The organism is Shewanella sp. H8 (assembly GCF_040285065.1).
Taxonomy (GTDB): Bacteria; Pseudomonadota; Gammaproteobacteria; order Enterobacterales; family Shewanellaceae; genus Shewanella; species Shewanella polaris.
This window is the reverse complement of the sequence record NZ_CP157213.1, coordinates 2,630,310-2,657,257: the sequence shown is the minus strand read 5'-3', so window position 1 is coordinate 2,657,257 and position 26,948 is coordinate 2,630,310. Positions and strand designations below refer to the sequence as shown.

Annotated in this window: 24 protein-coding genes and 1 riboswitch; of the genes, 23 read left to right on the top strand and 1 reads right to left on the bottom strand. The window is 41.4% G+C overall.

Annotated features, from left to right (window positions below):
• The first annotated feature begins 1 nt into the window (after position 1).
• The 17 genes from ABIS04_RS11525 (at position 2) to ABIS04_RS11445 (ending at position 20,270) form a co-directional block, all read left to right on the top strand.
• On the top strand, positions 2-961 hold the full coding sequence (locus tag ABIS04_RS11525; protein WP_140234456.1) for a beta-ketoacyl-ACP synthase III: 960 nt from the start codon (positions 2-4) through the stop codon (positions 959-961).
• 36 nt (positions 962-997) lie between these two features.
• Positions 998-1,924, top strand: a complete 927-nt coding sequence (gene fabD / locus ABIS04_RS11520) for an ACP S-malonyltransferase (protein WP_350431158.1) — start codon at positions 998-1,000, stop codon at positions 1,922-1,924.
• Positions 1,925-1,934: 10 nt separating this feature from the next.
• Entirely contained in the window at positions 1,935-2,681 is a 747-nt protein-coding gene (gene fabG / locus ABIS04_RS11515) for a 3-oxoacyl-ACP reductase FabG (RefSeq protein ID WP_137226783.1), read from the top strand.
• 163 nt (positions 2,682-2,844) lie between these two features.
• Positions 2,845-3,078: an acyl carrier protein gene (gene acpP / locus ABIS04_RS11510; protein ID WP_011496723.1), complete on the top strand. Its 234-nt coding sequence runs from the start codon at positions 2,845-2,847 to the stop codon at positions 3,076-3,078.
• A gap of 163 nt (positions 3,079-3,241) precedes the next feature.
• Entirely contained in the window at positions 3,242-4,483 is a 1,242-nt protein-coding gene (gene fabF, locus ABIS04_RS11505; RefSeq protein ID WP_137226784.1) for a beta-ketoacyl-ACP synthase II, read from the top strand.
• Between the two features lie 115 nt (positions 4,484-4,598).
• Entirely contained in the window at positions 4,599-5,087 is a 489-nt protein-coding gene (locus tag ABIS04_RS11500) for an acyl-CoA thioesterase (protein WP_137226785.1), read from the top strand.
• A gap of 13 nt (positions 5,088-5,100) precedes the next feature.
• A complete protein-coding gene (locus ABIS04_RS11495) occupies positions 5,101-5,976 on the top strand; it encodes an NAD(P)-dependent oxidoreductase (RefSeq protein ID WP_350431157.1) in 876 nt (291 codons plus the stop codon).
• 398 nt (positions 5,977-6,374) lie between these two features.
• Positions 6,375-6,710, top strand: coding sequence for a cytochrome c3 family protein (locus tag ABIS04_RS11490; RefSeq protein WP_137226787.1), 336 nt, complete (start codon positions 6,375-6,377; stop codon positions 6,708-6,710).
• A 599-nt stretch (positions 6,711-7,309) separates the two neighbouring features.
• On the top strand, positions 7,310-10,111 hold the full coding sequence (locus ABIS04_RS11485; protein WP_350431156.1) for a molybdopterin-dependent oxidoreductase: 2,802 nt from the start codon (positions 7,310-7,312) through the stop codon (positions 10,109-10,111).
• Complete coding sequence (gene cobA, locus ABIS04_RS11480) at positions 10,111-11,016, top strand: uroporphyrinogen-III C-methyltransferase (RefSeq protein ID WP_350431155.1); 906 nt, start codon at positions 10,111-10,113, stop codon at positions 11,014-11,016. Before ABIS04_RS11485 ends, cobA begins: the two co-directional genes overlap by 1 nt.
• On the top strand, positions 11,009-12,187 hold the full coding sequence (locus ABIS04_RS11475; protein WP_350431154.1) for a glycosyl transferase: 1,179 nt from the start codon (positions 11,009-11,011) through the stop codon (positions 12,185-12,187). Before cobA ends, ABIS04_RS11475 begins: the two co-directional genes overlap by 8 nt.
• Positions 12,175-12,783, top strand: coding sequence for an ANTAR domain-containing protein (locus ABIS04_RS11470; RefSeq protein WP_350431153.1), 609 nt, complete (start codon positions 12,175-12,177; stop codon positions 12,781-12,783). The genes ABIS04_RS11475 and ABIS04_RS11470 overlap by 13 nt, the downstream gene beginning before the upstream one ends.
• Positions 12,784-13,087: 304 nt before the next feature.
• The gene (gene nirB / locus ABIS04_RS11465; protein WP_350431152.1) at positions 13,088-15,691 is read left to right on the top strand and encodes a nitrite reductase large subunit NirB; all 2,604 of its coding nucleotides are present in this window, start codon (positions 13,088-13,090) and stop codon (positions 15,689-15,691) included.
• Positions 15,688-16,014, top strand: coding sequence for a nitrite reductase small subunit NirD (nirD, locus tag ABIS04_RS11460; protein WP_350431151.1), 327 nt, complete (start codon positions 15,688-15,690; stop codon positions 16,012-16,014). The genes nirB and nirD overlap by 4 nt, the downstream gene beginning before the upstream one ends.
• Positions 16,015-16,024: 10 nt before the next feature.
• Positions 16,025-17,491, top strand: coding sequence for a NarK family nitrate/nitrite MFS transporter (locus ABIS04_RS11455; protein WP_350431150.1), 1,467 nt, complete (start codon positions 16,025-16,027; stop codon positions 17,489-17,491).
• 112 nt (positions 17,492-17,603) lie between these two features.
• Positions 17,604-19,391: a bifunctional protein-serine/threonine kinase/phosphatase gene (locus ABIS04_RS11450; RefSeq protein ID WP_350431149.1), complete on the top strand. Its 1,788-nt coding sequence runs from the start codon at positions 17,604-17,606 to the stop codon at positions 19,389-19,391.
• Between the two features lie 246 nt (positions 19,392-19,637).
• A complete protein-coding gene (locus tag ABIS04_RS11445; protein WP_350431148.1) occupies positions 19,638-20,270 on the top strand; it encodes a LuxR C-terminal-related transcriptional regulator in 633 nt (210 codons plus the stop codon).
• Between the two features lie 77 nt (positions 20,271-20,347).
• On the opposite strand, the gene ABIS04_RS11440 is transcribed toward ABIS04_RS11445, so the two are convergent.
• Complete coding sequence (locus tag ABIS04_RS11440; protein ID WP_350431147.1) at positions 20,348-22,108, bottom strand: PDZ domain-containing protein; 1,761 nt, start codon at positions 22,106-22,108, stop codon at positions 20,348-20,350.
• Positions 22,109-22,311: 203 nt separating this feature from the next.
• Here ABIS04_RS11440 and hinT point away from each other — a divergent pair, with 203 nt between their 5' ends.
• The 6 genes from hinT (at position 22,312) to ABIS04_RS11410 (ending at position 26,944) form a co-directional block, all read left to right on the top strand.
• Positions 22,312-22,665 carry a purine nucleoside phosphoramidase gene (gene hinT / locus ABIS04_RS11435; RefSeq protein ID WP_350431146.1) on the top strand — a complete coding sequence of 118 codons (354 nt, stop codon included), beginning with the start codon at positions 22,312-22,314 and terminating at the stop codon, positions 22,663-22,665.
• On the top strand, positions 22,665-23,174 hold the full coding sequence (locus ABIS04_RS11430; protein ID WP_350431145.1) for a PaaI family thioesterase: 510 nt from the start codon (positions 22,665-22,667) through the stop codon (positions 23,172-23,174). The genes hinT and ABIS04_RS11430 overlap by 1 nt, the downstream gene beginning before the upstream one ends.
• Positions 23,171-23,638 (top strand): PaaI family thioesterase, encoded by a 468-nt coding sequence (locus tag ABIS04_RS11425; RefSeq protein WP_350431144.1) that lies wholly within the window; start codon positions 23,171-23,173, stop codon positions 23,636-23,638. The genes ABIS04_RS11430 and ABIS04_RS11425 overlap by 4 nt, the downstream gene beginning before the upstream one ends.
• Before the next feature lie 63 nt (positions 23,639-23,701).
• On the top strand, positions 23,702-24,094 hold the full coding sequence (locus ABIS04_RS11420) for a YcfL family protein (protein ID WP_350431143.1): 393 nt from the start codon (positions 23,702-23,704) through the stop codon (positions 24,092-24,094).
• 168 nt (positions 24,095-24,262) lie between these two features.
• Positions 24,263-24,369: riboswitch (TPP riboswitch) on the top strand.
• Positions 24,370-24,426: 57 nt separating this feature from the next.
• Positions 24,427-26,628, top strand: coding sequence for a TonB-dependent receptor domain-containing protein (locus ABIS04_RS11415; RefSeq protein WP_350431142.1), 2,202 nt, complete (start codon positions 24,427-24,429; stop codon positions 26,626-26,628).
• Positions 26,629-26,683: 55 nt separating this feature from the next.
• Positions 26,684-26,944 (top strand): hypothetical protein, encoded by a 261-nt coding sequence (locus tag ABIS04_RS11410; protein WP_350431141.1) that lies wholly within the window; start codon positions 26,684-26,686, stop codon positions 26,942-26,944.
• The last annotated feature ends 4 nt before the right edge of the window (positions 26,945-26,948 follow it).

The following is a 26,948-nucleotide window of genomic DNA, read 5'->3' as shown; positions in this document are numbered from 1 at the left end:
TATGCACACAAAAATTCTCGGAACAGGTAGCTATCTACCTGTGCAAGTTCGTAGCAATCAAGATCTCGAAAAAATGGTTGAAACCAGTGACCAATGGATTGTTGACCGGACCGGTATTTCAGAGCGGCGCATTGCTGCATCAGACGAATCGGTTTCAACAATGGGTTATCAAGCGGCATTAAAAGCACTTGAAATGGCTGGGATCGATGCAAGCGAGCTTGATATGATTGTTTGCGGAACCACAAGTGCATCAAATGCATTTCCTGCTGCCGCATGTGAAATTCAAGCCCTATTAGGCATTAAAAATATTCCAGCCTTCGACATTGCCGCTGCGTGTTCAGGTTTTATTTATGCTTTATCGATTGCGGATCAATTCGTAAAAACAGGTTCGGCTAAAAAAATACTGGTTATTGGCTCTGATGTATTGTCACGAATGTGTGATCCTGCTGATCGCTCAACTGTCATATTATTTGGTGATGGGGCTGGTGCCGCTGTTATTGGTGTAAGTGATACTCCAGGTATCATTGCGACACACATTTATGCTGATGGTAGCCAAGGGGATTTATTAAAATGCTCTTTTCCTCCTCGTGCGAATGAAAGTTCTGAAGCTGTAGGCTTTATGACGATGAAAGGCAACGATGTGTTTAAAGTCGCAGTTACACAATTGTCTAATGTGGTTACTGAAACCTTGCGTCTTAATAATGTCGATAAATCAGAAATTGATTGGCTCGTGCCACATCAGGCTAATTTTCGCATCATTAATGCCACGGCAAAAAAACTGCACATGAGTTTAGATAAAGTCGTATTAACCTTAGCGAAACATGGCAATACATCTGCTGCCTCTGTGCCTATTGCATTAGATGAGGCTGTGCGTGATGGCCGAATTCAGCGTGGACAATTATTATTGCTTGAAGCGTTCGGTGGCGGTTTTGCATGGGGCAGTGCATTAATTCGTTTTTAATATTTACTTTTTAATTCTTTATACAGGTAAGCGTTTATGGAAAATGTTGCTTTTGTATTTCCTGGCCAAGGTTCGCAGGCCGTAGGAATGTTAGCCGAATTGGCTCAGTCTAACGATATTATTGGGAAAACCTTCGCTGAAGCGAGTGAAGTGTTAGGCTACGATTTATGGGATTTAGTGGCCAATGGTCCAGCTGAAATCTTAAATGAAACAGACAAAACTCAACCTGCGTTGCTGACAGCAAGCGTGGCTATTTGGCGAGCATATCAAGCGTCAAATAAACCATTGCCATCTTTACTTGCTGGCCACAGCCTTGGCGAGTACTCCGCATTAGTGTGCGCCGGTGTGATGGCATTTACTGATGCGGTTAAATTAGTTGAATTGCGTGGTAAGTTAATGCAACAAGCGGTTCCTGCTGGTTCTGGCGCCATGTATGCCATTATTGGTCTTGATAATGATGCTATCGCTGAAGCGTGCACAGAGTTTGCTCAAGGCGATGTGGTGAGCCCTGTTAACTACAACAGCCCTGGTCAAGTCGTTATTGCTGGCGAAAAAGTCGCTGTTGAACGAGCTGCTGCTGCATGTAAAGCTGCTGGGGCTAAAATGACAGTGGCCTTGCCTGTGAGTGTGCCATCACATTGCTCATTAATGAAACCAGCCGCTGATGAATTAGCTAAAGCCTTACTTGAGGTGACATTCTTAGAACCTACAATCAATGTTATTAATAACGTAGATGTCGCAATGCCTACAAGCGCACAAGCAATCAAAGATGCATTGGTGCGTCAATTGTATTGTCCTGTACGTTGGAGCGAAACAGTAGAGTTTATGGCTACACAAGGCGTTACACAGCTAATAGAATGTGGACCAGGTAAAGTATTAACCGGTTTAACGAAAAGAATTAATAAATCGATAGCCGCTAAAGCGGTCAATGATGTTGCTTCATTTGCAGCATTAGTCGAATAAGGGAGTTGATATGAGCTTTAGCATTAGTTTAGAGGGTAAAATTGCCTTAGTCACAGGAGCCAGTCGTGGTATTGGTCGTGCAATTGCTGAATCATTAGTTCAAGCTGGGGCATTAGTTATTGGTACCGCAACCAGTGAGAAAGGCGCTGCAGCGATTCAAGCATACTTAGGTGACAAAGGCTTTGGGATGGTGTTAAATGTCACCGATTCTCAGTCAGTGGCTGATTTATATAGCCAGATCAAAGAAAAGGCTGGTGATGTTGATATTCTTGTCAACAATGCTGGTATTACCCGTGATAATTTATTAATGCGGATGAAAGATGATGAATGGCAAGATATTATTGACACTAATTTGACATCATTATTTAAATTGTCTAAACCAGTAATGCGATCTATGATGAAAAAACGTTTCGGACGAATTATCAGTATCGGTTCAGTTGTTGGTACAATGGGCAATGCCGGCCAAGTAAATTACTCGGCGGCTAAAGCTGGTTTGATTGGATTTACAAAATCTCTTGCAAGAGAGGTTGCATCTCGTCAAATAACAGTGAATGCTATCGCACCTGGATTTATTCAGACCGATATGACAGATGAGCTGACAGATGAGCAGCAACAAGCTATTATGTCGCAAGTTCCGATGGAACGATTAGGGCAAGCACAAGAAATTGCCAATGCAGTATTGTTTTTGGCCTCGGATTCAGCTGCTTACATCACAGGCGAAACCTTGCATGTGAATGGCGGTATGTACATGGTTTAAGAGCGATGGGTAGGCAACTACCTTCATTTGAGTCAGTGTTAGTGACAATTCAATGTTAATTTTTGTGGTTAGACCACAAAATCTAAGCTTGCATTGTTATCTAATTCGAATAAACTACTCGCAATCTTACGCAAGTGCGTAATTTGAATAGGAAAGAAAACTAATGAGCAACATCGAAGAACGTGTAAAGAAAATCATCATTGAGCAACTTGGCGTTAAAGAAGAAGACGTTAAATCAGCTGCTTCTTTTGTAGACGATTTAGGTGCCGATTCTCTAGACACTGTTGAATTGGTTATGGCTCTAGAAGAAGAGTTTGATACCGAGATCCCTGACGAAGAAGCTGAAAAGATCACTACTGTTCAAGCAGCGATCGATTACGTTTCTAAAAATCAGTAATCAAGAATTCACAAAAAAAGGCGGCATTTATGCCGCCTTTTTTTGTTTAAAACATTTGTAAACGCTCGTTTCATTTAATTGCAAGAGAACATCCTTCCTTAACTTTCTTTAGCTATATCGCAATAAATGGCATCGTGGCAGATTTTATTTAAAGGTGAATATCATGTCTAAACGTCGTGTCGTCATCACAGGTCTTGGTCTTGTGACTCCAGTGGGTAATGATGTCGAGTCTACTTGGAATGCCTTACTGGCTGGTAAGAGTGGTATTGCTCCCATTACTAAGTTTGATGCGAGTGAGTATGGCACTCGTTTTAGTGGTTCAGTGAAAGATTTTGACGTCGAACAATACCTAAGCAAAAAAGATGCCCGTAAAATGGATTTGTTTATCCAATATGGCATGGCGGCGGGTATTCAAGCCGTTAAAGATTCAGGCTTAGATATGAGCCAAGAAAACCCCGCTCGCATCGGTACCGCTATTGGCGCGGGTATGGGCGGAATGTGGTTAATCGAGCAAGGCCATTCAGCATTATTAAACGGCGGACCACGCAAAGTGTCACCCTTTTTTGTGCCAAGTACTATTATCAATATGATCGCAGGCCATTTGTCGATTATGTATGGTATGACAGGCCCCAACTTTGCGGTTACCACTGCGTGTACTACGGGCGTACATAATATCGGTTTTGCAGCACGCACCATTGCCTATGGTGATGCCGATGTGATGGTCGCTGGTGGCGCTGAAGATGTGACTAGCCCACTAGGTGTTGCTGGTTTTAGTGCCGCTAAAGCATTATCGACGCGTAATGACGATCCCACTGCAGCAAGTCGTCCTTGGGATAAAGACCGTGATGGCTTTGTTATTGGTGATGGCGCAGGTGTTATTGTTATGGAAGAGTATGAGCGAGCTAAAGCGCGTGGTGCTAAAATTTACGGTGAGTTAGTTGGTTTTGGTATGAGTGGCGATGCATTCCACATGACATCACCTCCAAGTGACGGTGCAGGCGCAGCGGCTGCGATGGTTAATGCCATTAATGATGCCCAAATAGAGAAAGAGCTTGTGGGTTATATTAATGCCCATGGCACCTCAACTAACGCTGGTGATAAAGCCGAAACGGCTGCCGTTAAATCGGTATTTGGACCACATGCCTACGAGGTATTGGTGAGTTCGACTAAATCAATGACGGGGCATTTGTTGGGCGCAGCTGGCGCAGTTGAAGCCATTATTACTCTGCTTGCATTACGCGATCAACACGTACCGCCAACAATCAACTTAGATAACCCAGATGAAGGTTGCGACTTAGATTTTGTTGCCCACACATCTCGCCGTCATCAATTTGATTATGCCTTATGTAATTCATTTGGTTTCGGTGGTACAAACGGTTCATTATTATTCAAAAGAATGGATTAATATTATTTGCTCAAAAAAAGCGCCGATGGCGCTTTTTTTATCTCTTTTAATGATTGGTATTAATACAAAGTGTATCGTTAAGTTTCGATATATCTTGCGATGACTAGGAGGCTGTATGGCCGGACAAGATAGGCAGATTACATTACGTTTTTTAGCTGAGCCCGCAGATGTAAATTTCGGCGGTAAAGTGCATGGCGGCGCAGTAATGAAATGGATCGATTTGGCTGCTTATGCAGCCGCCGCTGGCTGGAGTGGTAAGTATTGTATTACAGTTTATGCAGGTGGCATCCGCTTTGTTAAGCCTATTCATGTGGGGAATATCGTCGAAGTGACAGGTAAAGTCATTTATACTGGTACGACATCCATGCACATTGCCATAGACGTGAAGGCGGGCGATCCTAAAGAGTCAGCACGTTATTTAACCACGCATTGTATTGTGATCATGGTAGCTGTCGACGATGAAGGGGAACCGACTCCAGTTCCTGAGTGGATCCCACAAACTGCCGATGATATTCGTCTACGTGACGCCGCTTTACGTTTAATGGATATGCGTAAACGCATTGGGGCAGAAATGGAAGCTCACGTTAAACCTTCAGTTGAATAAATAAGGGGAAAGTATGGCTAAGGTAGCATTTATTGGATTAGGCGTTATGGGGTTCCCAATGGCGGGGCATTTAACTCAGCAGGGTCATGACGTCACAGTGTATAACCGTACCAGCGCGAAAGCGAAAAAGTGGGTAGCACAGTATGGTGGTAAGTCTGCTGATACACCTAAAGATGCAGCTCAAGGTCAAGACATTGTTTTTATTTGTGTCGGTAATGATGATGACCTACGCCAGGTAGTATCGGGTGAGCAAGGTGCTGTTCATGGTATGCATTCTGGCGCAATTTTAGTTGATCATACTACGGCGTCTGCAGATGTCGCTCGTGAAATTGCCGCGCAAATTGAACCACTTAATATCGGATTTTTGGATGCCCCAGTTTCAGGTGGTCAAGCGGGTGCCGAAAATGGTGTATTAACCGTGATGATGGGGGGGAAACAAACTCACTTTGATGTGGTTAAACCTGTTATCGCTGCTTATAGCCGTTGTGCAGAATTGTTAGGGCCTGTTGGTTCTGGCCAGTTAACTAAAATGGTTAATCAAATTTGTATTGCTGGTGTGGTTCAAGGCTTAGCGGAAGGGCTTCATTTTGCCAAAAGTGCTGGTTTGGATGGCTTGAAAGTGATTGAAGTTATCAGTAAAGGTGCGGCACAAAGTTGGCAGATGGAGAACCGTTATCAGACTATGTGGCAAGGTCAATATGATTTTGGTTTTGCTATCGACTGGATGCGTAAAGATTTAGGTATAGCGTTAGATGAAGCTCGTCAAAATGGTAGTCATTTACCTGTCACAGCGCTAGTTGATCAGTTCTATTCAGAAGTACAGGCGATGAAAGGTAATCGTTGGGATACCTCTAGTTTACTTGCCCGTTTAGAAAAGTCGCGCAGTTAATATCGATTAATACTTTTGTCGTTCCATTCTAGAATCGCTCGATACTTTTTAAACAAGCCGGTTATGTGAGTAACTGGCTTTTTATGGGTATTTTTCTGTTTCTGGTTAGACTTTGCTAAATTAGTACTTTTTGTTGGTAAGTGGTTTGTTAGCTAAAAACCATCGATTTACATGATGTAGCGCACATATTCAAAGTATTAACACTGCTATTATTATTTGATATAAATTAATTTTGCTTAAAGTGGACTAATTAACTAAGTTTACATTGCCAATCAATTTTAGATTGTTTTGTATATAACGTTGTTGAGTAAACTCTCAAGTAAAGTGTCGTGTTGTAGTGTGGTGATCCGTATCAGATAAAAAGAATGCGGGCACATACTAAATTGGAGGAATGAATAGTGAGCAATAAATTACTAAGCGCATTGTTTGCGGCCGGTTTTGCGGTAATGATGATGTCTTCTGCATCATTTGCTGCTGATGAAACCCTCGCAGAGTTTCACGTTGAAATGGGTGGCTGTGAAACTTGTCACGCAGATGGTGAGCCATCAAAAGATGGTGCATATGAATTTGAGCAATGTCAAAGTTGTCATGGTTCATTAGCCGAAATGGATGAAAACCACAAGCCACATGATGGTATTTTAATGTGTGCAGATTGTCATGCACCACATGAAATCAAAGTAGGCGAAATGCCAACTTGTGATACTTGTCATGATGATGGCCGCGTTGCTAAATAAGCTATTTTAGTCGCTTAAAATTAGTAGCTGAAAAATACCGACATTATGTCGGTATTTTGTTTTTAACGGTATAATAATGAAGTAGACATCCAATACTTTTGTACTAATAAGATTAATTTATTCTCGCTTGTTAGTGGTAATGGTATATCCGCACAAAGAACTCTTCGATAGAAAAACTTCATAAACAAACTTATTCATCAATTTTCAATTTACTTGCGTTAATTAGAACGTTATTCCCTAATGTATTGCCTAAAATTCTCATTCAGCATGTATCAACTCATTCAGTTTTAATCTCGTATAATTTGGAAAAATCATCATTCCTTTTAAAAAATGTTTAATTAAAGGATGAAAGACGGTGAGTTAAACACTCATTTATATTACTCAATATATATTCGCATACCTCTTTATAGGTATTAAAATTCTTTTAATTTCAACTAGATGCGCAACAAAAGTGCGCAGGCATGCACTTTTGTTGCGCAAATGTTGATGTAATAAACTTAACTGAATTTCTATTTCTATTGTAAATCAGCATGTTAACTTTTTGGCACGGCTTTCGCAGTCATTTAATCATGAAATCGTTAATGTGAAAGGGTAGATGTATGTCAACAATCCAGTCTAGTTGTGCTTATTGTGGTGTCGGGTGCGGTGTTAGCGTGTCTTCGACTAAAGCCGATTGGGTTGATGTCGATGTGGCCGATGTATCATTAATGGGTGATAGTAATCACCCTGCTAATCAAGGGCATTTATGTGCAAAAGGAGAGCGTTTACTCGACAGTTTAGCTCAACCCAATGTGCTTCGTTATCCTAAACTTCGTTCAGGTAAACCACTTGATTGGGACAATGCGAGCACCTTGATTGCAGACACGTTTGCGCAAACCATTGCGGAACATGGTCCAGATTCCGTTGCACTTTACTTATCAGGGCAATTACTCACTGAAGATTATTATGTAGCAAACAAGTTTGCTAAAGGTTTTTTACAAACAGCCAATATTGATACTAACTCGCGTTTATGTATGTCGTCAGCGGTTAGTGCTATGCAGCGCGCTTTTGGTGAAGATGTGGTGCCAGGTTGTTATGATGACTTAGAACAAGCAGAGGTCATAGTGCTAGTCGGTGCTAATACAGCTTGGACTCATCCAGTGCTTTTTCAACGGATATTAACCGCGAAAAAAGCCAACAACGCGCATTTAGTGGTTATCGACCCTTTATCAACCGCCACCGCAAAACAAGCTGACTTACATTTAGCCATTAAACCGGGTGCTGACTTAGCGCTTTTTCATGGTTTACTCGGTTATCTAGCAGATCAAAATAGTGTTGACCACGCATACATTGCCGCACACACAGAAGGCTTTGATACTGTGGTTCCCCAGGCGCAACAATTAAGCGCCAATTTAACCCAACTTGCCATTGAAGTCGGTGTTTCAGTCACCCAGCTTACAGATTTTTATCAATTAGTCGTCAATAACAATAAAGTGCTTACGGCATCTTGTCAGGGGGTTAATCAATCAACCATCGGCACCGATGTGACGAATGCGATGATTAATTGTCACCTTGCGCTAGGGCACATTGGTCAAACTGGTTGTGGATTCTTTTCGTTAACAGGGCAGCCTAATGCTATGGGCGGCCGTGAGGTAGGAGGCTTAGCGACTCAGTTAGCGTGTCATATGGGATTTTCACAACCGGAGCAGCAGTTACTAGCTGATTTTTGGCAAACTGACAGAGTAGCAGATCAGAAAGGGTTAGCTGCGGTTGAGATGTTTGATGCCCTTGCCGAAGGTAAAATCAAAGCTATTTGGATTATGGGTACCAATCCTGTGGTGTCTTTGCCCAACAGTGAAAAAATAGCACAAGCATTAGCCGATTGTCCTTTTGTGGTGGTGTCTGAAATCAGCCCAGACTCAGATACAGCCAAGCTTGCTGATGTATTACTTCCTGCTCAAGGCTGGTCGGAAAAATGCGGTACCGTCACAAATAGTGAGCGTACTATTACCCGCCAGCGTGGCTTTATCACAGCCAAAGGACAAGCTAAACCTGATTGGTGGGCGCTTAGTCAGGTAGCGAAAAAAATGGGCTTTGATGGCTTTAATTTTGATGACAACGTTAGTGTATTTAGCGAGTTTGCAGCATTATCAGCTAAGGTTAAACAGGTTTTTCCGACTAAGATGTTTGATCTTACTGGGCTAACAGATTTATCCAAAGCACAATATGATGCATTAGCACCAACTCAATGGCCTATTGCTTTGTCGGCTCAAATTGGTCAACAAAACGTGCGTGTTTTCAGTGATGGTGTATTTGCTACCGCAACGGGTAAAGCTCAGTTTGTTGCGCCAGCCGCTAATGTTTCGCAGCAATTGTTACCGAGTAACACACTGTTACTTAATAGCGGCCGCAGTCGGGATCAGTGGCATACCATGACTCGCACTGGGCATATTGCTAGCTTACGAGCCAGTATTCCAGAACCTGTTGTTCTCATGCATTCATCACAACTCAGCACATTTTCTTTAACAGAAGGTGGCTTGGTCCGAATTGAAGCCATTCAAAATCAAATTAAACAATACTCTGCTGAGCTCACTAACCCTGATTTCATTATCCAACCTTCATTCACGGTCGCTCGCGCCGTTGTCGATGATGAAATACCGACAAATATGGCTTTGATGTCGATGCATTGGTCTGCACAGTTTTCGCTGACCAAAGGAGTGAATCAGGCATTAGATGCACGTGTCGATCCAATATCAAAACAACCAGGGTTTAAGTGTCAACCAGTGACATTAAGTCCTGTTGAACTGGCTCTGCAAGGTGTGGTTTTTGGTCAACACGACTCTTCTGCTCACGGGCTATGTTGGCAAGTAACACAAACGCTGGAGAACGGAGTGTGTCATCACATTGGTTTTACAGATATCGACGACGGTTTTGCCTACCAAGCGACAGCCCATTCACTAAAATGGACCTTAACGATAGATGGCCAGCCTTTATATATCCAATGCAATATGGAGAAAGGGTTACTGAAAGCACTAAAGTTGTTATCTGACACTAAAGTGGATGTCGCGTTAACCCAAATGAATGCGTTTATTGGTAAACCTTTAGATAACCAGCTCATTAAGCAATTACATCAACAAATAAAGGCGGGCAACAGCCCATTAGTGTGTGCTTGTACTGGTGTAACCGAAGCGAAGATTAGCGCCGAAATGAATAACCAATTTAATGATCAAGTGATGAGTGATGGTGTCGCTAACATCAGTTTTGAACAGGCATTAGACAGCACTCAATCATTATTAGGTTGCGGGCGTCATTGTGGTAGTTGTAACAGTGAAGTAAAGCAGTGTGCCAAGCAAAGTTGGCAGGATGCATTATCGTACACCGAAATTGAACATCAACATGCAGTAGAAGAGGAAGTTGCCTAATGAATAGCGTAGACGCAATGATAAAAGGTCATCAGCCAATTAACTCTTTAGGCAGTATTACTGATGGATTACATACCCGTGAACTGCAAGCTGGCGAAGTCGCCATTGTTGGCGCTGGTTGTGGTCAGTTGGATTTGATGACCATTAAAGCTGCTCGAATTGTCGCCCAAGCAGATGCATTAGTGCTTGATAGCCTTGTGAGCAGCGATATTTTAACGTTGGTGACGCCATCTTGTCAGCGCCACTTTGTTGGTAAACGTTGCGGTCAGCCAAGTGTTAAGCAAGAAGATATTAATACATTATTACTGAGTTTGGCTCAGCAAGGATTAAAAGTAGTACGTTTAAAAGGCGGAGACCCACATATTTTTGGCCGAGGTTCTGAAGAGGCGCTTTACTTGGCACAGCAGGGGATCCGGTCACAGTTTATTGCCGGTGTTACCGCGGCGTTAGGTTGTGCATCAAGTACAGGGATTCCATTGACTTTTCGTGGTATGGCGCGCAGCGTAACCTTGATAACTGGCACTAAGATGACCGATGCCGATAATGTAAATGCGCCTACGCAGTGGCAGGCATTATTAGCGGCACAATCGACCTTAGTGTTTTATATGGGTAAAGAACAAGCAGCAAGAATTTCACTAGGGCTAATTGATGCACAATGTTCTGAAGATTTGCCGGTAGCACTCGTTACCAATGGTGGTAGACCAAACCAAATTGTCACTTATGCTACCGTTAGATCTATGGCTGATGCCGCGTTAACCATAAAAGACTCGGGGCCAACATTAATCATTATTGGTGAGGTTGTGAGTGTCGGGCAACAACTTGGGGTTTTACTCGACGATATCGACTTTGCTTCACCATTGTCAGAGTCACAGTCAGAATATGAGTATGAGGCACTATATGCCTAAAATTGGCGAGTTAACCCTGACATCAGCCGATGAGTTTGATTTTCGGTTATTGATTAAAGCCTTGGGTAAGGGTGAGAAAGGCTCGCGGACGTTAACGTTTGCCGAGGCTAGCTTATTGCTTGAAGGTTTTGCCAAAGGAAAAGCGACCCGTGCTCAGATGGCAAGTGCCATGATGTTAATGCGCGTTCGTGGTGAAACGACAGCAGAAGTCGCTGGAATGGTGGCTGGTTTGCGCCATACCCTAGATGAAGGTTGGAGTTCATTAGCGGTTGATATTGATTGGCCTGTATATGCGGGTAAGCGTGAACAATTACCTTGGTTATTATTGGTAGCAAAATTATTGGCGAGCAAAGGCATTCGTGTCATGTTGCATGGCGACAGCCAAGCTTTGCCACATCGTCGCCATGTTGAATCTTGCATAGAAGCATTGAATATAACTTGTTGTACTTCACCGCAAAGCGCTAATACCGCGTTGATGTCAGATAACATTGTGTATGTACGCGCGGGTAATTTAGCGCCAGTACTGGATGAGTGTCGTCAATTACATCAAGAATTGGGTTTACGCAGTTTAATTCAAACGGCAGCGCGTTGTATCAACCCTGCTAATGCGCCGATAAGTCTGCGCAGTTATTTTCATCCGGGGTTAGATAATCTGCACCAGAGTATTTGTGAGGTGTTATTTACAAACGGTGAATACCATGATGCCAGTATTGCTATTTTTAAAGGTTTACAAGGCGAAACAGAATGTAATCCAAGAGTGTCGACCACGATAACGGTCGTCAACGGACAAGCAGAGCATACTGAGGTATCGAGCTTCTCTATTCCTACGATATTAGATGGATTTTCTGGTGCAAAGGTAGGCCAAGCAGAATTGTCTAATGAAATTCTTGCGCTGTTATGGCGCGAAAAACAACCTTATTTGGCAAATGAGCTCACAGCATTAATGTCGCGCACCATGATTGAGCAAGCGCTTAGCAGTATTACGGCTACTTTGGCTGCGGTACTGCTATTACTGAGCCGAAAATCAACTATGACGGAACCCAACAAAAATGTAGTTATTACAGCAGAACAAGCGGTTGATTTAAGCCTGCAATGTTGGGAAAACCGTTTTAGTCCAATAGATAGTCCACTCGAGCAATGGCAAAACAAGGAGTGGTTATGCGCAGTTTAATATTTTGTGATCCGAGTTTTTCCGCCGTACCAGTAGTTGATTGTGATGTTGTGCAATATCAGGCTTGTTTGGCGGCATTTGGCCACGTTACTGTACTGTCTTCTGTAAGCCAAGTTGAGCAACGATTACATCAACAAACATTTGATACTTTATTGGTATTAACCAACACATTAGACAATCAAATCCAAGGCCTAATTCAACGCACTTTAACAAATAAACCTATGGTGATAATTGTTAATGCCAAGACTTGGCAACAGGCAGCGTTAACTGATTTGTTGGATTGTGGTCGCATTACTTTTATCCCAGAAATGTTAACGGTAAACCGATTAACCAGCGTGATAAGTTTAGCCCAAGCTAGGTTTAATGCCGCCAGTAAAACCTTAGCTGAATTTAATAAATTAGATAACGAGATCCGCAGTATAAAATTACTCAGCCAGGCAAAATTGATTGTTATGCAGCAGGGGTTTGACGAAGCTAAAGCACATCAAATTATTCAACAACAAGCGATGCAAAAAGGGTTGTCTTTGGCAAAAATGTCAGCACAAATTATCGCCCTAGTCAGCAAGCCAAATAGTGCCGAAGTAACAGGAAGTTAAATATGATCAATGATGGTGCGCTTTATATTGGTGCAAACACCCCAAAGGTGGACGTGTTATCGCCACGGGATACAGTATGGGAACTACAAAGTAATAATTAATCAATGAGTTAAAGTTTTTTATTTGTTGGCACAGAGCCTGCAATATAACAATATGATACTGAATGACGATAATGGTGAAAGCCACTTGTGCTCAAACAGTAAAATTTTAAAAATCGGGATCGTAACTGGCAATGGCGCCAACTCTTTAAGCGGAGTTGGTGCCATTTTGTTTTTATACGGTCCTTGGCATGAAGGAGTAGGATATGGCAGTCTCAAAACCCAAATTAGTGGTCGTAGGTAATGGCATGGTAGGTCATCACTTTATTGAGCAATTATGTAGTTTAGGGCTCAATGAAACGTTTGATGTGCATGTATTTGGAGAAGAGCCTCGTCCAGCCTATGACCGAGTGCAATTGTCAAAATATTTTGAGACCGGTAGCGCCGATCCCTTGATGCTGACCAGTGCGCAAGACTATCAAGATTGGGGGATTTCGCTTCACTTAAATACCCCAATAACCGCAATTGATATTGCCACTAAAATGGTCACAAGTGGTCAAGGTGACCATTACCAGTATGACCGCCTCGTACTGTCTACTGGATCATTTCCATTTGTTCCACCTATTCAAGGTAACGACCGTGCTCAGTGTTTGGTATATCGCACCATTGAAGATCTTGAGGCCATTCAAGCTGCAGCGCAAAACAGTCAAATTGGGGTTGTTGTTGGCGGTGGATTATTAGGGTTAGAAGCCGCTAATGCCATGAAGCAACTTGGAGTGAAAACCCACGTTGTGGAGTTCGCGCCACAATTGATGCCCGTTCAACTTAATGATAAAGCGGGAGATTTGTTATGTAGCAAAATCGAACAACTTGGCGTGAGTGTACATACCTCAAAAGCCACCACTGCAATTATCGACGGTGAAACGGCATTACATAGAATGACCTTTAATGATGAATCTTATCTTGAAACCGACATGATTGTCTTTTCTGCCGGTATTCGTCCACAAGATTCATTAGCTCGAGTGTCAAATATTAATATTGGTGAACGTGGCGGTATTGAAATTGACGATTACTGTCTAACTTCTGCACCAGATGTTTATGCTATTGGTGAATGTGCATTATGGCAGCAAAAAATATTTGGTTTAGTGGCTCCTGGTTATCAAATGGCCCGTGTTGTGGCTTCCCATATTGCTTCATTAACATCAAATACTGTTTCACAGTCATTTACCGGTGCAGATATGAGCACCAAACTTAAGTTACTGGGTGTTGATGTGGCAGCTATTGGTGCGAGTCGCGGTTTTGATAATGCCCAATTTGTTGAGTTGTCTGATAACCAAACGGGAATTTATAAAAAATTATGGTTAGATGAAACGGGTAAGTTTTTAAAAGGTGCGGTGTTAATTGGTGATAACAGCGATTATAGCCGATTACTTGATACCTATTTATCTCAAGACGAAATAGAAGGTTCTGCGGTTGAGTTATTGCTAGCAGGTGCTGAAAACGAAGCTGATTTAAAAGACACCTCTATCGTGTGTTCTTGTCATCAAGTGACCAAGGGTGACATTGTTGAATCTGTTAATGCGGGTAACCATAAAATTTCCGAAATCAAATCTTGTACTCGCGCGGCATCAGGTTGTGGTGGCTGTGCGCCGTTAGTTCAAAAAATTATTGATCAAACGTTGCAAGCTGCAGGGCTCGATTTTAATGCTGGGATTTGTGCCCATTTTGATCATGACCGACAAGCCTTGTATCACTTATGCCAAGTCGAAGGCATTAATGATTTTAATACCTTAATCACTCAGCATGGCAACCCCTCTGCCAGTGGGCACACATATGGTTGTGAAATTTGTAAACCTGCAGCCGCATCTATCTTTGCAAGCCTCCAAAACCAATATGTACTCAATCAAGATAATGGCCATGTACAACTGCAAGACACCAATGATGCTTACTTAGGCAATATCCAAAAAGACGGTACTTATTCTATTGTACCGCGAGTAGCGGGTGGCGAAATAACCCCAACAAAACTAATCGCTATGGGCCAAATTGCCCAAGAATATGACCTGTATACCAAAATAACAGGTGGACAGCGCATTGATATGTTTGGTGCACCGCTATCGCAGTTACCTGAAATTTGGAAAAAACTCATTGATGCTGGTTTTGAAACTGGCCATGCCTATGGCAAATCACTAAGAACAGTTAAGTCATGTGTTGGCAGTACTTGGTGTCGTTATGGTGTGCAAGACGCAGTCGGTTTCGCTATCGATTTAGAAAATCGTTACAAAGGCTTACGCAGTCCGCACAAATTAAAATTTGCCGTGTCAGGTTGTACTAGGGAGTGTGCAGAAGCCCAAAGCAAAGATATCGGTATTATCGCAAGTGATAAAGGTTGGAACTTATATGTTGCAGGTAATGGCGGTATGCGCCCACGTCATGGGGATTTATTTGCTACCGACTTGTCGACCGAAGATCTCTATAAATACATTGACCGCATCTTGATGTTTTATGTCAAAACCGCAGATAAATTACAACGTACTTCCACATGGATGGATTCGTTAGAAGGCGGATTAGATTATCTAAAATCGGTTGTTATTGATGATGCGCTTGGGATTAATGACGTACTAGAGCAACAGATGGATCTTATTGCCGACACTTACCAATGCGAATGGAAGACCAGCCTTGAGCAGCCTGAATTTTTGGCGCGTTTTAATGAATTTGTAAATCCAGATGAAGCACCGCTAACAAGTACCAATACTTATCAACGTATTCGGGAGCAACGCTTCCCAAATATAAAAGATGCAGGGGCTGGAACCATTGCCATTAAAGATATAACCGATGTAATCGAACAACCCGTTTTGGAGGAATTAGTATGAGTTGGATAAACGTGTGCAACGAAGCAAGTATGCCAAAAGGCACCGGAGTAGCAGCTTGGGTAGCGGGACGTGCAGTGGCTATTTTTAACCTTGGTAATGACGGTTTATTTGCCCTTGATAATGTCGATCCTGCCAGTGGTGTGAGCTTGTTAGCTAGAGGATTAATTTGTGAAATTGACGGTGAGCTTTGTGTTGCTTCACCGCTTTATAAGCAACATTACCGTTTGGATACGGGGCGTTGTATTGAAAATACTGATTTAGTCGCTAAACCATTCGATATTAAAACTGAGCAAGGCAATGTTTTTGTCTTAGCTCAGTCGTAAAGGAGGCAACATGAGTGCTGAAAAATTTAATCTGTTTTCTTTTCACGGCAAAATGAAAATAATGCATTTAAGCTGGATGGCCTTTTTTATTACTTTTGTGGTGTGGTTTAACGCCGCTCCATTAGTCAGCGTAATTGCCGACAGTTTAGGGCTGACTAAATCGCAAATTAAAACATTATTGATCCTCAATGTGGCGTTAACCATTCCCGCACGGATTATTATCGGCATGGTTACTGACAAATATGGTCCAAGGATCACTTATTCAGCATTGATGGGAATTTGTTCTATACCCTGTTTTATGTTTGCAGTGGCAGATACCTTTGAGCAATTAGCCTTGGCGCGTTTTCTGATTGGTTTTATTGGCGCTGGTTTTGTGGTTGGAATTCGTATGGTGAGTGAGTGGTTTCCGGCTAAAGAGTTGGGCACTGCAGAAGGTATTTATGGTGGTTGGGGTAACTTTGGTTCAGCCGCTGCAGCCTTTAGTTTACCCGCTATTGCCCTTGCTTTTGGTGGCCCTGATGGCTGGCGTTATGCCATTGGCATTACCGGTTTAATGAGCTTATTGTTTGCGTTTGTGTATTACTTTAACGTTACCGACACCCCAAAAGGTTCAACCTACTTTAAGCCGAAAAAAGGTGGTGGATTAGAAGTGACTAGTAAAAGTGATTTTGTGCTATTAATCATTATGAAAGTCCCTATGTATGCAACATTAGCCTTGCTAGGTTGGAAATTGTCTCCTGCTGGTGTGAGTATGTTTACTCAAGATGTTACTTATCTAATTTACCTTGGCTTAGTTGTGGTGTTTTTGTTTGATTATTATCAAACGTATCAAGTGAACAAACACTTGTTTTCAATTGAAGTCCCAGAATTTGAACGTTATGAGTTTAAGCAAGTTGCTGTGTTGAATATTTTGTATTTCACTACATTTGGATCAGAGCTTGCTGTTGTGTCGATGTTGCCATTATTTTTTGCCGAAACGTTTGAATTAGGCATGGCACAGGCTGGTATGTTGGCTTCAAGTTATGCCTTTATGAATTTAATGTCTCGTCCTGGTGGTGGCTGGTTAAGTGATAAGTTTGGTCGTAAAACAACTTTGCTTATCCTCACAGCGGGTTTGGCTATCGGTTATTTATCGGTAGCGCAAATTGATTCATCTTGGTCATTAACTTTAGCTGTAATGGTTGTCATGGCTTGTTCGTTCTTTGTTCAAGGTGGCGAAGGCGCTGTATTTGCCGCGGTACCTCTCATTAAACGCCGTTTAACCGGACAAATAGCCGGTATGACAGGGGCTTATGGTAATGTTGGTGCAGTCTTTTTCTTAACGGTTTACTCGTTAGTGTCTACTCAAGTGTTTTTCTATGTGATTGCAGTGAGTGCCATATTTGGCTTCGTGACATTATTTTTTATGAAAGAACCCAAAGGTCATATTGCTGAAGTAAACGAGCAAGGTGAAGTAACGTTAATTAGCGTGAGTTAGTATTTGATTTAAATAATATTTACAGACTTTGTGATTAACACTCAAACTGCTTGTATTCATGCAGTTTGAGTTTTTATTTAACAAACATGTTAACCAAACAACGAGAGCTTATATGGCTGAAAAGTCGTTAGAAAAAACACTGGATAGTACAGATGATATGTTTCCATTTGCAGCAACATTGCAACTTGTTGTTGGTCAAGCTTCCGAAAAAGGCCGCAAGTTACAAAATGAAGATGCAATAGGAATTCGTATTCCTTCTGGGATATCACTCATGTCGAAGGGCGTTGTGAGTGTTATCAGTGATGGTGTCAGTACCGCTGAGGGTGGTGCACATGCTTCAGCCATTAGTGTCAGTAACTTTCTAGCAGATTACTACTCCACTCCAGAGACGTGGAGTGTACAAACATCGAGCACTAAAGTCTTAACGGCATTAAACCGTTGGTTATATGGGTTAGGGCAAGATTATCGGGATGCTAGGCGTGGTTTTGTTTGTACCTTTAGTGCATTGGTATTTAAGTCTTGTTCTGTGCACATGCTGCATGTGGGAGATTCGAGGATTTATCGTTTTCGTCGAGGTGAGTTACTTCAATTAAGTCATGACCACAGTGCCAACATTAGCTCATCAAACCAATATCTTACTCGTGCATTGGGGATGGATGTAAAATTAGATGTTGATTACAAAACCTTGTCGGTAGAAGTCGGTGACCTGTATTTAATGACAACAGACGGGGTTCATGACCAATTTACTGAGTTTGTTATACATCAAGAGTTAAGTGAGTTTTGCCAATCATATCCTCTGTTAACCGATGACTTATGTGAACAATTTTGCCAATCTTTGATTAGAAAAGCGTTTGATTCTGGTAGCAAAGATAATCTTAGCGCGCAGCTTTTAAGTGTGAGTCAATTACCTCAGCAAGCCATAGATGATGTTTATCACAGCTTATCTCAGCAGCCATTCCCACCACCGTTAAGCGAAGGGATGAAGCTAGATGGTTATCGGGTTACTCATATTATTCATCAATCACAACGCAGCCAGGTATATCGGGTAGTCAATGAGCTCGACCAAGTTTTTTGCATGAAAACCCCTTCGGTTAATTACTTAGACGATGCTGCTTATATTGAACGATTCATGTTAGAAAGTTGGACGGGTCAACGTATCAATAGTGCACATGTGGTCAAGGTGGTCGAGCAACAGAAAACGAAGTCTGCCTTGTACTATTTAACTGAATTCTTATCAGGAATAAGCTTAGCAGAGTGGCTGACTCAGCATAAAAAAGCGCCAGTGGAAGAGGTGTTATTACTGCTCAAACAAATCGAATTAGGCATTAGAGCATTTCATCGCCGTGAAACGCTGCATCAAGATTTAAAACCCGATAATATTTTTATTACGCGTGAGGGAGTGGTAAAAATTATCGACTTTGGTTCTTGTTACATTAAGGGTATTGCCGAAATAAGCAGTCCGCTAAAGCGTGATCGCATTCTTGGTACTGCAGATTATACCGCGCCAGAAGTGATGCTTGGTTATCAAGCTGATGGGCGCGCCGATTTGTTTTCTTTGGCGGTTATTGCTTTTGAGATGTTAGCCGGGCAATTACCTTTTAAAGGTAAATTAGAACGTTGTCGAAATCGGCAAGATTATTTACGATTAGAATATGTTAGCGTGCATAAATTAAATCCTATGGTGCCAGAGTGGATTGATCAGGCATTAAGAAAAGCACTTAATATTGAACCTAATTTACGTCAAGCTGATACCTGTGAGCTTATTCATCAATTAACCACAGCAAGTATAAATCGAAATACTAAGCATTTTGTTCCGCTAATTAACCGTAACCCAGTACGGTTTTGGCAAATCACTTCTATCGTTCTGTTTTTAGCATTGATGGCCAGTTTACTTATTTGATTAAGCGATTAACGATAATTGCTGACTTGAGTAATGCATTAAGCTTTTATGTTATCTAATGTATGCATTATCCAATCAAATTAACTAGAATATTGAGTGTTCATCATCATAGTACTAAAGTCTATTTTTGTGTTTATCGTTATCCTTTTGGCTTATTTGCAGATGAGGTGCCGATTGTTAGTATTATCGTATATGAATATAGGCTTGACATTGAGTCATGTATTTTAATCACATGGAGTGTATGAAATGTTTAAAGTCGTAAATTGGATGATAGTGTCAAGGTCTCAACTGTTAACAGACTTATTGGATTGTCGTTGGCCGCAAGAGTTTTTAGTTAAATTATCTAAAAGCCACCCAAGCTCTATGGCCAAAATATTGTCTGTAGAACCGATTTCGATAGTCTTTTTTGACTTATCAAGCATTGACTTACAACAGGTATATCAATTACAGCGTCTTATTGAACGTGAGTATTGTTCTATCCATACAGTCTTTATCAATTTCCCTAAACAACTTGATACTCGGTTTCTTATCCACCCTTCGACGACTTTAGGGGTATTTTATGCTGACAGCAGCTTAAGTGAAATCAGTCTTGGTTTAAATAACATCATGAAAGGTCGAAGAGTTATTCCTCAAGAATTATTACATTCAACCGCGAGCGATGAAAATGACGATGACAGTGAACAGTTAACCATTCGCGAACGCGAAGTATTACAGACTTTATTATCTGGCAGCACTAATCTAGATATTGCTAATCAGTTATTTGTTAGCGAATCAACGATAAAAACCCATTTATATCGAGCTTTTAGAAAGATTGGCGTTTCTAGCCGCGGACAAGCAATTGCGTGGGCGCAAACTCATATGCATGAAGTAAGAATATAATATCTTGACGTGTTTATAAAAGTGCAGGTTTATAAAAATGGGTATCAATCGATACCCATTTTTATGTCTATTTTAGTTTAACAATCAAACCATAATTGTGTTTTTGTGGCATCAATGACGCTAAGCGAAACCGTGTCTAAAGCAGCTTGTTGAATTGGCAATTGTCCTTGCATTAATTCATCACGTCTAAACCAATGTAAGGTAAGCTCCTCGCCAATGGGTAAGTTCTGTAGTTGCTGTTCAAATAGTGCGGTAACTTGTAAGTTATCTGCTGCAATCAGTAAATCTCCAGCGCTAAGGCCAGCTTGATGTGCCGGACTATTTTGGATTACGCTTAACACTTTTAAACCCAATGATTCAGTCTTTGTTTTTGCACCAAAGCCAATGATATACCCTTTAGCGTCACCGCCACCTAAATCAGTATTACCTTCACTGGCACGAAGAGTCATCGACACCCCAACTTGAGCCAATAAAGCTTCAAGCGGAATATCATCACAGTTATTAAGGTAGGCAAATAGATCATCACAAGGGCGATTCAGTATCGTTTCGACAATTCGCTGATGACTAAGCGGATCGGTTCCGATACCGGTTAAGCCGTATTGTTGCCAAAGCGTTCGCATTACATCATCTAGGCTCTGTTTACCTTGGGTTTCAATACGGATGGTTAAATCCAAAAATAACGCAAACAATGCACCTTTGGTGTAATAACTGACAATGGCATTGGCGGCATTTTCATCTTGCTTATAAAATTTGGTCCACGCATTAAAACTTGATTGCATTAACGTTTGCTTAAAACGACCTTGGCCTCGGTATACCCGAGTCATAATTTGGCTGAGCAGGGTAAGATAACCTGCATGATCAATACATTGTGATTTAAAAGTAATTAAATCATCGTAATATGATGTGATGCCTTCATAGGCCCACAATTGAGACGTATATGATTCTTGTGATAAATCAAACGGGGTAAATTCAGCCGGTTTAATTCGTTTTACATTCCATGAGTGAAAATATTCATGACTGCATAATGATAAATAAGTGCGATAGCCTTTATCCACAGGTGCATCAAGTGATACAGGTAAATCGTTGCGAGAGCACATTAAAGCGGTTGATGCTTTATGTTCTAAGCCGCCAAAACCATTATCCAAAACAGTGGTCATGAACACATAACGCTTAAACGGCGCTGGAGTGTCAAATAAATTGATTTGATATTCGCAAATAGCTGTTAAATCATTGGCTAAACGAGTCATGTTGGCTCGGTGTTTACCACTGAGTACGATATCATGTGGAACACCAGCTGCATAAAAAGTTTCAATGGTGAGTTCACCCATTTCAACGGGATGGTCAATTAAGTCATCGTAGTTTTCAGCACTAAAATCACCAAAACCAAATTGCTCTCCAGAGACTCTTGTCATGCTGGTGGCCAATGTCCAATGGGATAATTCAACCAGTGCTGGTTTAGCAATGGTGACGCTATGGTGCACAGACTCAAGTCCTTTTGCCGCTAAAAACACACTGCTGCCATTAAAGAAACCATGGTTAGTATCAAGATGAGCGGTACGAACAGATAAATCCCATGCGTAAATCTGGTAGCACAAGGTAACATCGCTACCTTGGTTATTTAACTGCCAAGTCTGTTTGTCTAATTGAGTAACGCATAGCGATTGTTGATTTTCTTTGGCATCAATTTCTATGATGTTTTTAGCGAAATCGCGGATCATGTAGCTACCAGGTAACCAAGCGGGTAAACAAAATACCTGTGCAGGCGATGCTGCCGTAACCGTTAGAGTAACTTCAAATAAATGAGCTTTTGGGTCGACCGCATGAATATGATAATGCATAAAGAATTCCGAATGAGTGGCAAGTCGCAATCAAAACGATTGAGCTATAATGACCAATGCTGCCAAAATTGACTCACTTAAGCAAACGAATCCCATTTTAGGCAAAATATTACCCATAAAAAGTGTTTTTACTGGAGTGATAGTTCAAAGAGTTGATAGTATTATCAATAGCATCAATGCAGTTATCTAATGAGGGTCCCCTAATGGCCGAAGAAACCATATTTAGCAAAATTATCCGTCGTGAAATTCCAGCGGATATTTTATATCAAGATGAGTTAGTTACCGCATTTCGGGATATTGCTCCGCAAGCTCCTACGCACATTCTGATTATTCCTAACCATTTAATCGCGACAACTAATGATATTAAAGCGTCTGATGAAAAAGCATTAGGGCGGATGATAACAGTAGCAGCCAAACTTGCTGATGAAGCCGGTATTGCTGAAGATGGTTATCGATTAATCATAAATTGCAACAAGCATGGTGGCCAAGAGGTGTTTCATATTCATATGCATCTTTTAGGTGGTAAACCCTTAGGCCCTATGCTGAGTCGTGGATAATGAAAATTAACAGTGATTTTTTTCCGTTAACGGAAGTTGCGACACGCTTTGTTAATCAACTTGCTCAATGTCGTCGTTTAGGACTTACGGTCCAAGAGGCCAGCGAGCATCACGTGCTTATTGAGTTGCCTTACAGCCAAGACATTATTGGTTACCCAGATACAGGGGTAATCCACGGCGGGGTTATTACCACCTTAATCGATACTGCTTGCGGTACATCTGTTGTGTGCGCTATTTTGAAAAAGTATCAGACCTTAGAATTGTCACCAACATTAGATTTACGGGTCGATTATATGAAACCAGCAGAACCTCATAAGTCTGTTTATGCTTTTGCTGAATGCTATCGTTTATCGTCAAGCGTTGCTTTTACCCGTGCCATTGCCTATCAAGACAGCATTGATGAGCCTATTGCTCATGCCGTGGGGTCATTTATGCGCATTAGCCCTGAAATGGTCGGCGAAGAGTTTCGTCAAGCGTTAATGGGTAATTTGCCGGGGGTGAAATCATGAGTGAGTCAACCCAAATAGATCCAGCAAAAGGTTTAGATGTTCAAGATGTGGTTAAACGCGCCATTGAATTGAATGATTACAGCTATTTACTTGAGAAAGTACCTTACTCACAATTCATTGGTATGTCCGTGGCCCGTTTTGGTGACGAAATGGTATTTAGACTACCCGCTAAAGATGACAATATCGGTAACCCAATATTGCCAGCGATACATGGCGGAGTGATTGCTGGTTTTATGGAAATGTCGGCTATTGTGCAATTAATGGTATTTATGCAAGCCAAAAAAGTACCTAAAATTATTGATTTTTCGATTGATTACTTACGTGCGGGTTTACACCAAGATACGTTTGCCGAATGTAAAATTACTCGCCAAGGTCGTCGAGTTGCGAACGTGAGCATTAACTGCTGGCAAACCAACCGTAAACAACTTATTGCCACAGCACGAGCTCATTTTTTACTGGATTAGCAATATAGTGAGCTTTATTGTTCCACAAGATTATTTTAATCAGTTTATTAGAAGGACTATAGTATGAAAATAACATCATTATGCTTTATCGCTTCTGCACTGTTACTGAGTGCATGTGCACACAATACTGCGGGCATTTCTGTCGATTCTAGTGGGCTGGTTAGAGTTGATAGCACTTCATTTGCAAGTGATATTAACGTGACAAATATATCATCACATAGGGTGGCTGATTTACTTAAAGCATCGGCATTAATTCAAAGTAAATCCAGTACCGATTTACGGGTACAATACAAATTTACTTGGTTTGATGCTAACGGATTGACTGTTGAAGACGAAGCAAGCAGTTGGAAGTCGGTTAAATTGCATGGCATGCAACAATTGCAAGTGAGTGGTGTGGCGCCAAATGCCCAAGCAATTCGCTTTGAGATTTACGTACGCGAAACGTTTTCTTATTAATTAGATAACGTCAGTGTTGTTAACCTAACTCAAGTTAACTAACACCTTGAAAATAATTAAAGCTAACACTTTATTTATCTTCAAGGTGTTAGCTTCAATACCCAGAATATTTTGTGTTATTAAAATATATGACTGTTCGTGTAATCAGATTGTAGATAGTTTATAATCGTCGTCGCCAAGGGGTGTTCAGTAAAACTGAACTGAGATGTCTATCAGACAAACCCTTAGAACCTGATCCGGCTTATACCGGCGTAGGAATGGGCCACACAATTGTTATGTGCACCTCTTATTCGCTACTCTTGCCGGATCTCAAAATAATTATTTGAGGTCCTATGTTCACGAAAAATTCTACTGGGTTATCCCACACGCCAATTGCTTTAGCTGTTATTACAGCATTGAGCTCGCCTGTTGCTATGGCTAAAACCGCCGATGTTGAGCGCGTTACACCTGAATCTGAAAAAATGGAAGTGATAGTTGTTAACGCTGACTTTAGTAATATCAGCCTTGATAAAATGCCATCCAGCGTTACCGTTATTGATGCTCAACAATTAGAAGATGAAGGCGCGCAACATTTTGAAGATGTGCTTAATTCAATTGCTAACTTTAATTGGTCTGGTGGTAGTTCTCGTCCTAAATATTTCCAAATTCGTGGTGTGGGTGAACAAGAGCAATATCAAGGCGCGCCAAACTCATCGGTTGGCTTTGTAGTTGATGATATTGATTTATCTGGACTTGGCATGGTGTCGAGTATGTACGACATGCAGCAAGTTGAAGTCTTGCGCGGTCCACAAGGTACCCAATATGGAGCGAATGCGTTAGCTGGATTAATTTACTTAAAAAGTAATGATCCTACTGAATCATTTGAACATGGGGCAAAAGTCAGTTTAGGTGACGACAACCTTCGCACGCTTTCAGGCTTTAGTTCTGGTCCACTCAATGATTCAGGTAAATTACTCTACCGTGTATCACTAGAACAACACAATCAAAATGGTTACCGTGACAACCTTTATCTTAACCGCGATGATACTAATGAACGCGACGAGTTAACGGCAAGGGCTAAGCTTCGTTGGTACGCTACAGACGACCTTCAAGTTGATTTGACCTTATTGCATGCCAATTTTGATAATGGTTACGATGTGTGGACATTGGACAATAATCTTACTAACACGTTAACTGACGAACCTGGGGTTGATAGCCAAAAAACCACAGGGGCAGGAATTAAGTTTATTTATACTGGGATGCAAGAATTCGATTTCACTTCGTTAACGTCATTTGCACAAACAGATCATCACAATGGTTATGATGGTGATTGGGCAAACCCAGACTATTGGGCAAGCAAGCAATGTACTGCATACGATGATGACTATAATTCTATCGGTAGTGAGCCATGTGTTTACGATTATACTTGGGATAAAAAGGGGGACCGTAAAACGGTAACTCAAGAGTTTCGTTTGTCTTCAAAAACGGCTGGACGAATTTGGGCGGGAAGCACCGACTGGTTAGTGGGTGTATACGCGATGAATTTAAAAGAAGATAACGACTTATACTCAGAGTACAACTCTTATCCTGATGAAGTATTACAGTCGAGTTATGATGCGACAAATTATGCCGTATTTGGCCAATTAGACAGTCATCTAGGTGACGATTATTTATTGTCGACTGGATTGCGATTTGAACGTCGTGATAGTGATTATAGTGACAGTAACCAAGATGATTTTGCGCCATCAGAAGATATGTGGGGTGGCCATATAGCGCTTTCTAAAGCCATTAACAATAATCAAAATGTCTATGCTCGTATTGCTCGCGGTTACAAAGCGGGTGGATTTAATATGACACTTCCTGCGGAATTATCTAACAAGAAACAGTTCGACACTGAGATTTTATATAACTATGAAGTCGGTGTTAAATCGAGCTGGTTTGACGGAGAAGTGGATTCCACCTTGGCGCTATTTTATATGGATCGCCAAGATCAACAAGTTGCCGCATCTTTACAAGACCCAGATAGCCCGCAGCGGTTTATTCTGTTTACAGAAAACGCTGGCAGTTCAAATAACTACGGTGCTGAACTCGATGCGAAATGGTATTTGACCGAAAGTATTGAATTTTATGGTAGTTTTGGTTGGTTAGAAACTGAATATGGTCAATATCAATACAATGACAAATACGGTTCTACCATTGATTTATCTGGACGCGACTTAGCGCATTCGCCTAAATTTACTTACAGTGCCGGTATGACGTATGTTGCTGATTCAGGTTGGTTTGCAAATGTGAATGCCAGTGGTAAAAGTCAGTTTTATTATTCTGACAGCAATGAATCGCAGTCAGAAGCCTATACCATTTACAACGCCCGCTTAGGTTATGAAACGCCAACATGGTCGGCATTTTTATGGGGCCGCAATTTGTTTGATGAACAATATGGTGTGCGAGGCTTTTACTTTGGCAATGAACCCGATCAAGATTGGGCAGACAAGCAATATATTCGTTATGGTGACCCACGCCAACTGGGTGTAACTTTAGAAGTTCAATTTATGTAATAACATAAAGCCGTTGTGACTTATGTTTCAACGGCTTTTGATAAGGAATAAAAAAATGAAATTAACTGCAGAAATCAGCATGTATCCGTTTAATGAGAACTATCTTGATCCTATTCAATGGTTTATCGCCAGAGTGGATAGTTATGACAATATTCAACGAGTGACAAACGCGATGGCAACCCAAGTCTGTGGTGAATATGCTGATGTTATGTCAATGTTGGCTGTAGAAATGGAGGCCGCCCATAAAAAGTGGGGCAAAGCCGTGTTTGTGTGTAAATTTTTAGGTGGCGAACTTGACCTTTCACATAGCGAATAAACGT

Excerpts from the sequence above, each read along its gene's own strand:
- ABIS04_RS11470 (WP_350431153.1), top strand. The coding sequence starts at position 12,175 with ATGCGCAGTTTAATATTTTGTGATCCGAGTTTTTCCGCCGTACCAGTA.
- cobA (WP_350431155.1), top strand. The coding sequence starts at position 10,111 with ATGAATAGCGTAGACGCAATGATAAAAGGTCATCAGCCAATTAACTCT.
- ABIS04_RS11495 (WP_350431157.1), top strand. The coding sequence starts at position 5,101 with ATGGCTAAGGTAGCATTTATTGGATTAGGCGTTATGGGGTTCCCAATG.
- ABIS04_RS11440 (WP_350431147.1), bottom strand. The coding sequence starts at position 22,108 with ATGCATTATCATATTCATGCGGTCGACCCAAAAGCTCATTTATTTGAA.
- ABIS04_RS11420 (WP_350431143.1), top strand. The coding sequence starts at position 23,702 with ATGAAAATAACATCATTATGCTTTATCGCTTCTGCACTGTTACTGAGT.
- ABIS04_RS11450 (WP_350431149.1), top strand. The coding sequence starts at position 17,604 with ATGGCTGAAAAGTCGTTAGAAAAAACACTGGATAGTACAGATGATATG.
- ABIS04_RS11525 (WP_140234456.1), top strand. The coding sequence starts at position 2 with ATGCACACAAAAATTCTCGGAACAGGTAGCTATCTACCTGTGCAAGTT.
- ABIS04_RS11485 (WP_350431156.1), top strand. The coding sequence starts at position 7,310 with ATGTCAACAATCCAGTCTAGTTGTGCTTATTGTGGTGTCGGGTGCGGT.
- nirB (WP_350431152.1), top strand. The coding sequence starts at position 13,088 with ATGGCAGTCTCAAAACCCAAATTAGTGGTCGTAGGTAATGGCATGGTA.
- hinT (WP_350431146.1), top strand. The coding sequence starts at position 22,312 with ATGGCCGAAGAAACCATATTTAGCAAAATTATCCGTCGTGAAATTCCA.
- ABIS04_RS11415 (WP_350431142.1), top strand. The coding sequence starts at position 24,427 with ATGTTCACGAAAAATTCTACTGGGTTATCCCACACGCCAATTGCTTTA.
- fabF (WP_137226784.1), top strand. The coding sequence starts at position 3,242 with ATGTCTAAACGTCGTGTCGTCATCACAGGTCTTGGTCTTGTGACTCCA.
- ABIS04_RS11410 (WP_350431141.1), top strand. The coding sequence starts at position 26,684 with ATGAAATTAACTGCAGAAATCAGCATGTATCCGTTTAATGAGAACTAT.
- ABIS04_RS11425 (WP_350431144.1), top strand. The coding sequence starts at position 23,171 with ATGAGTGAGTCAACCCAAATAGATCCAGCAAAAGGTTTAGATGTTCAA.
- ABIS04_RS11430 (WP_350431145.1), top strand. The coding sequence starts at position 22,665 with ATGAAAATTAACAGTGATTTTTTTCCGTTAACGGAAGTTGCGACACGC.
- fabD (WP_350431158.1), top strand. The coding sequence starts at position 998 with ATGGAAAATGTTGCTTTTGTATTTCCTGGCCAAGGTTCGCAGGCCGTA.
- acpP (WP_011496723.1), top strand. The coding sequence starts at position 2,845 with ATGAGCAACATCGAAGAACGTGTAAAGAAAATCATCATTGAGCAACTT.
- ABIS04_RS11475 (WP_350431154.1), top strand. The coding sequence starts at position 11,009 with ATGCCTAAAATTGGCGAGTTAACCCTGACATCAGCCGATGAGTTTGAT.
- fabG (WP_137226783.1), top strand. The coding sequence starts at position 1,935 with ATGAGCTTTAGCATTAGTTTAGAGGGTAAAATTGCCTTAGTCACAGGA.
- nirD (WP_350431151.1), top strand. The coding sequence starts at position 15,688 with ATGAGTTGGATAAACGTGTGCAACGAAGCAAGTATGCCAAAAGGCACC.
- ABIS04_RS11445 (WP_350431148.1), top strand. The coding sequence starts at position 19,638 with ATGTTTAAAGTCGTAAATTGGATGATAGTGTCAAGGTCTCAACTGTTA.
- ABIS04_RS11455 (WP_350431150.1), top strand. The coding sequence starts at position 16,025 with ATGAGTGCTGAAAAATTTAATCTGTTTTCTTTTCACGGCAAAATGAAA.
- ABIS04_RS11500 (WP_137226785.1), top strand. The coding sequence starts at position 4,599 with ATGGCCGGACAAGATAGGCAGATTACATTACGTTTTTTAGCTGAGCCC.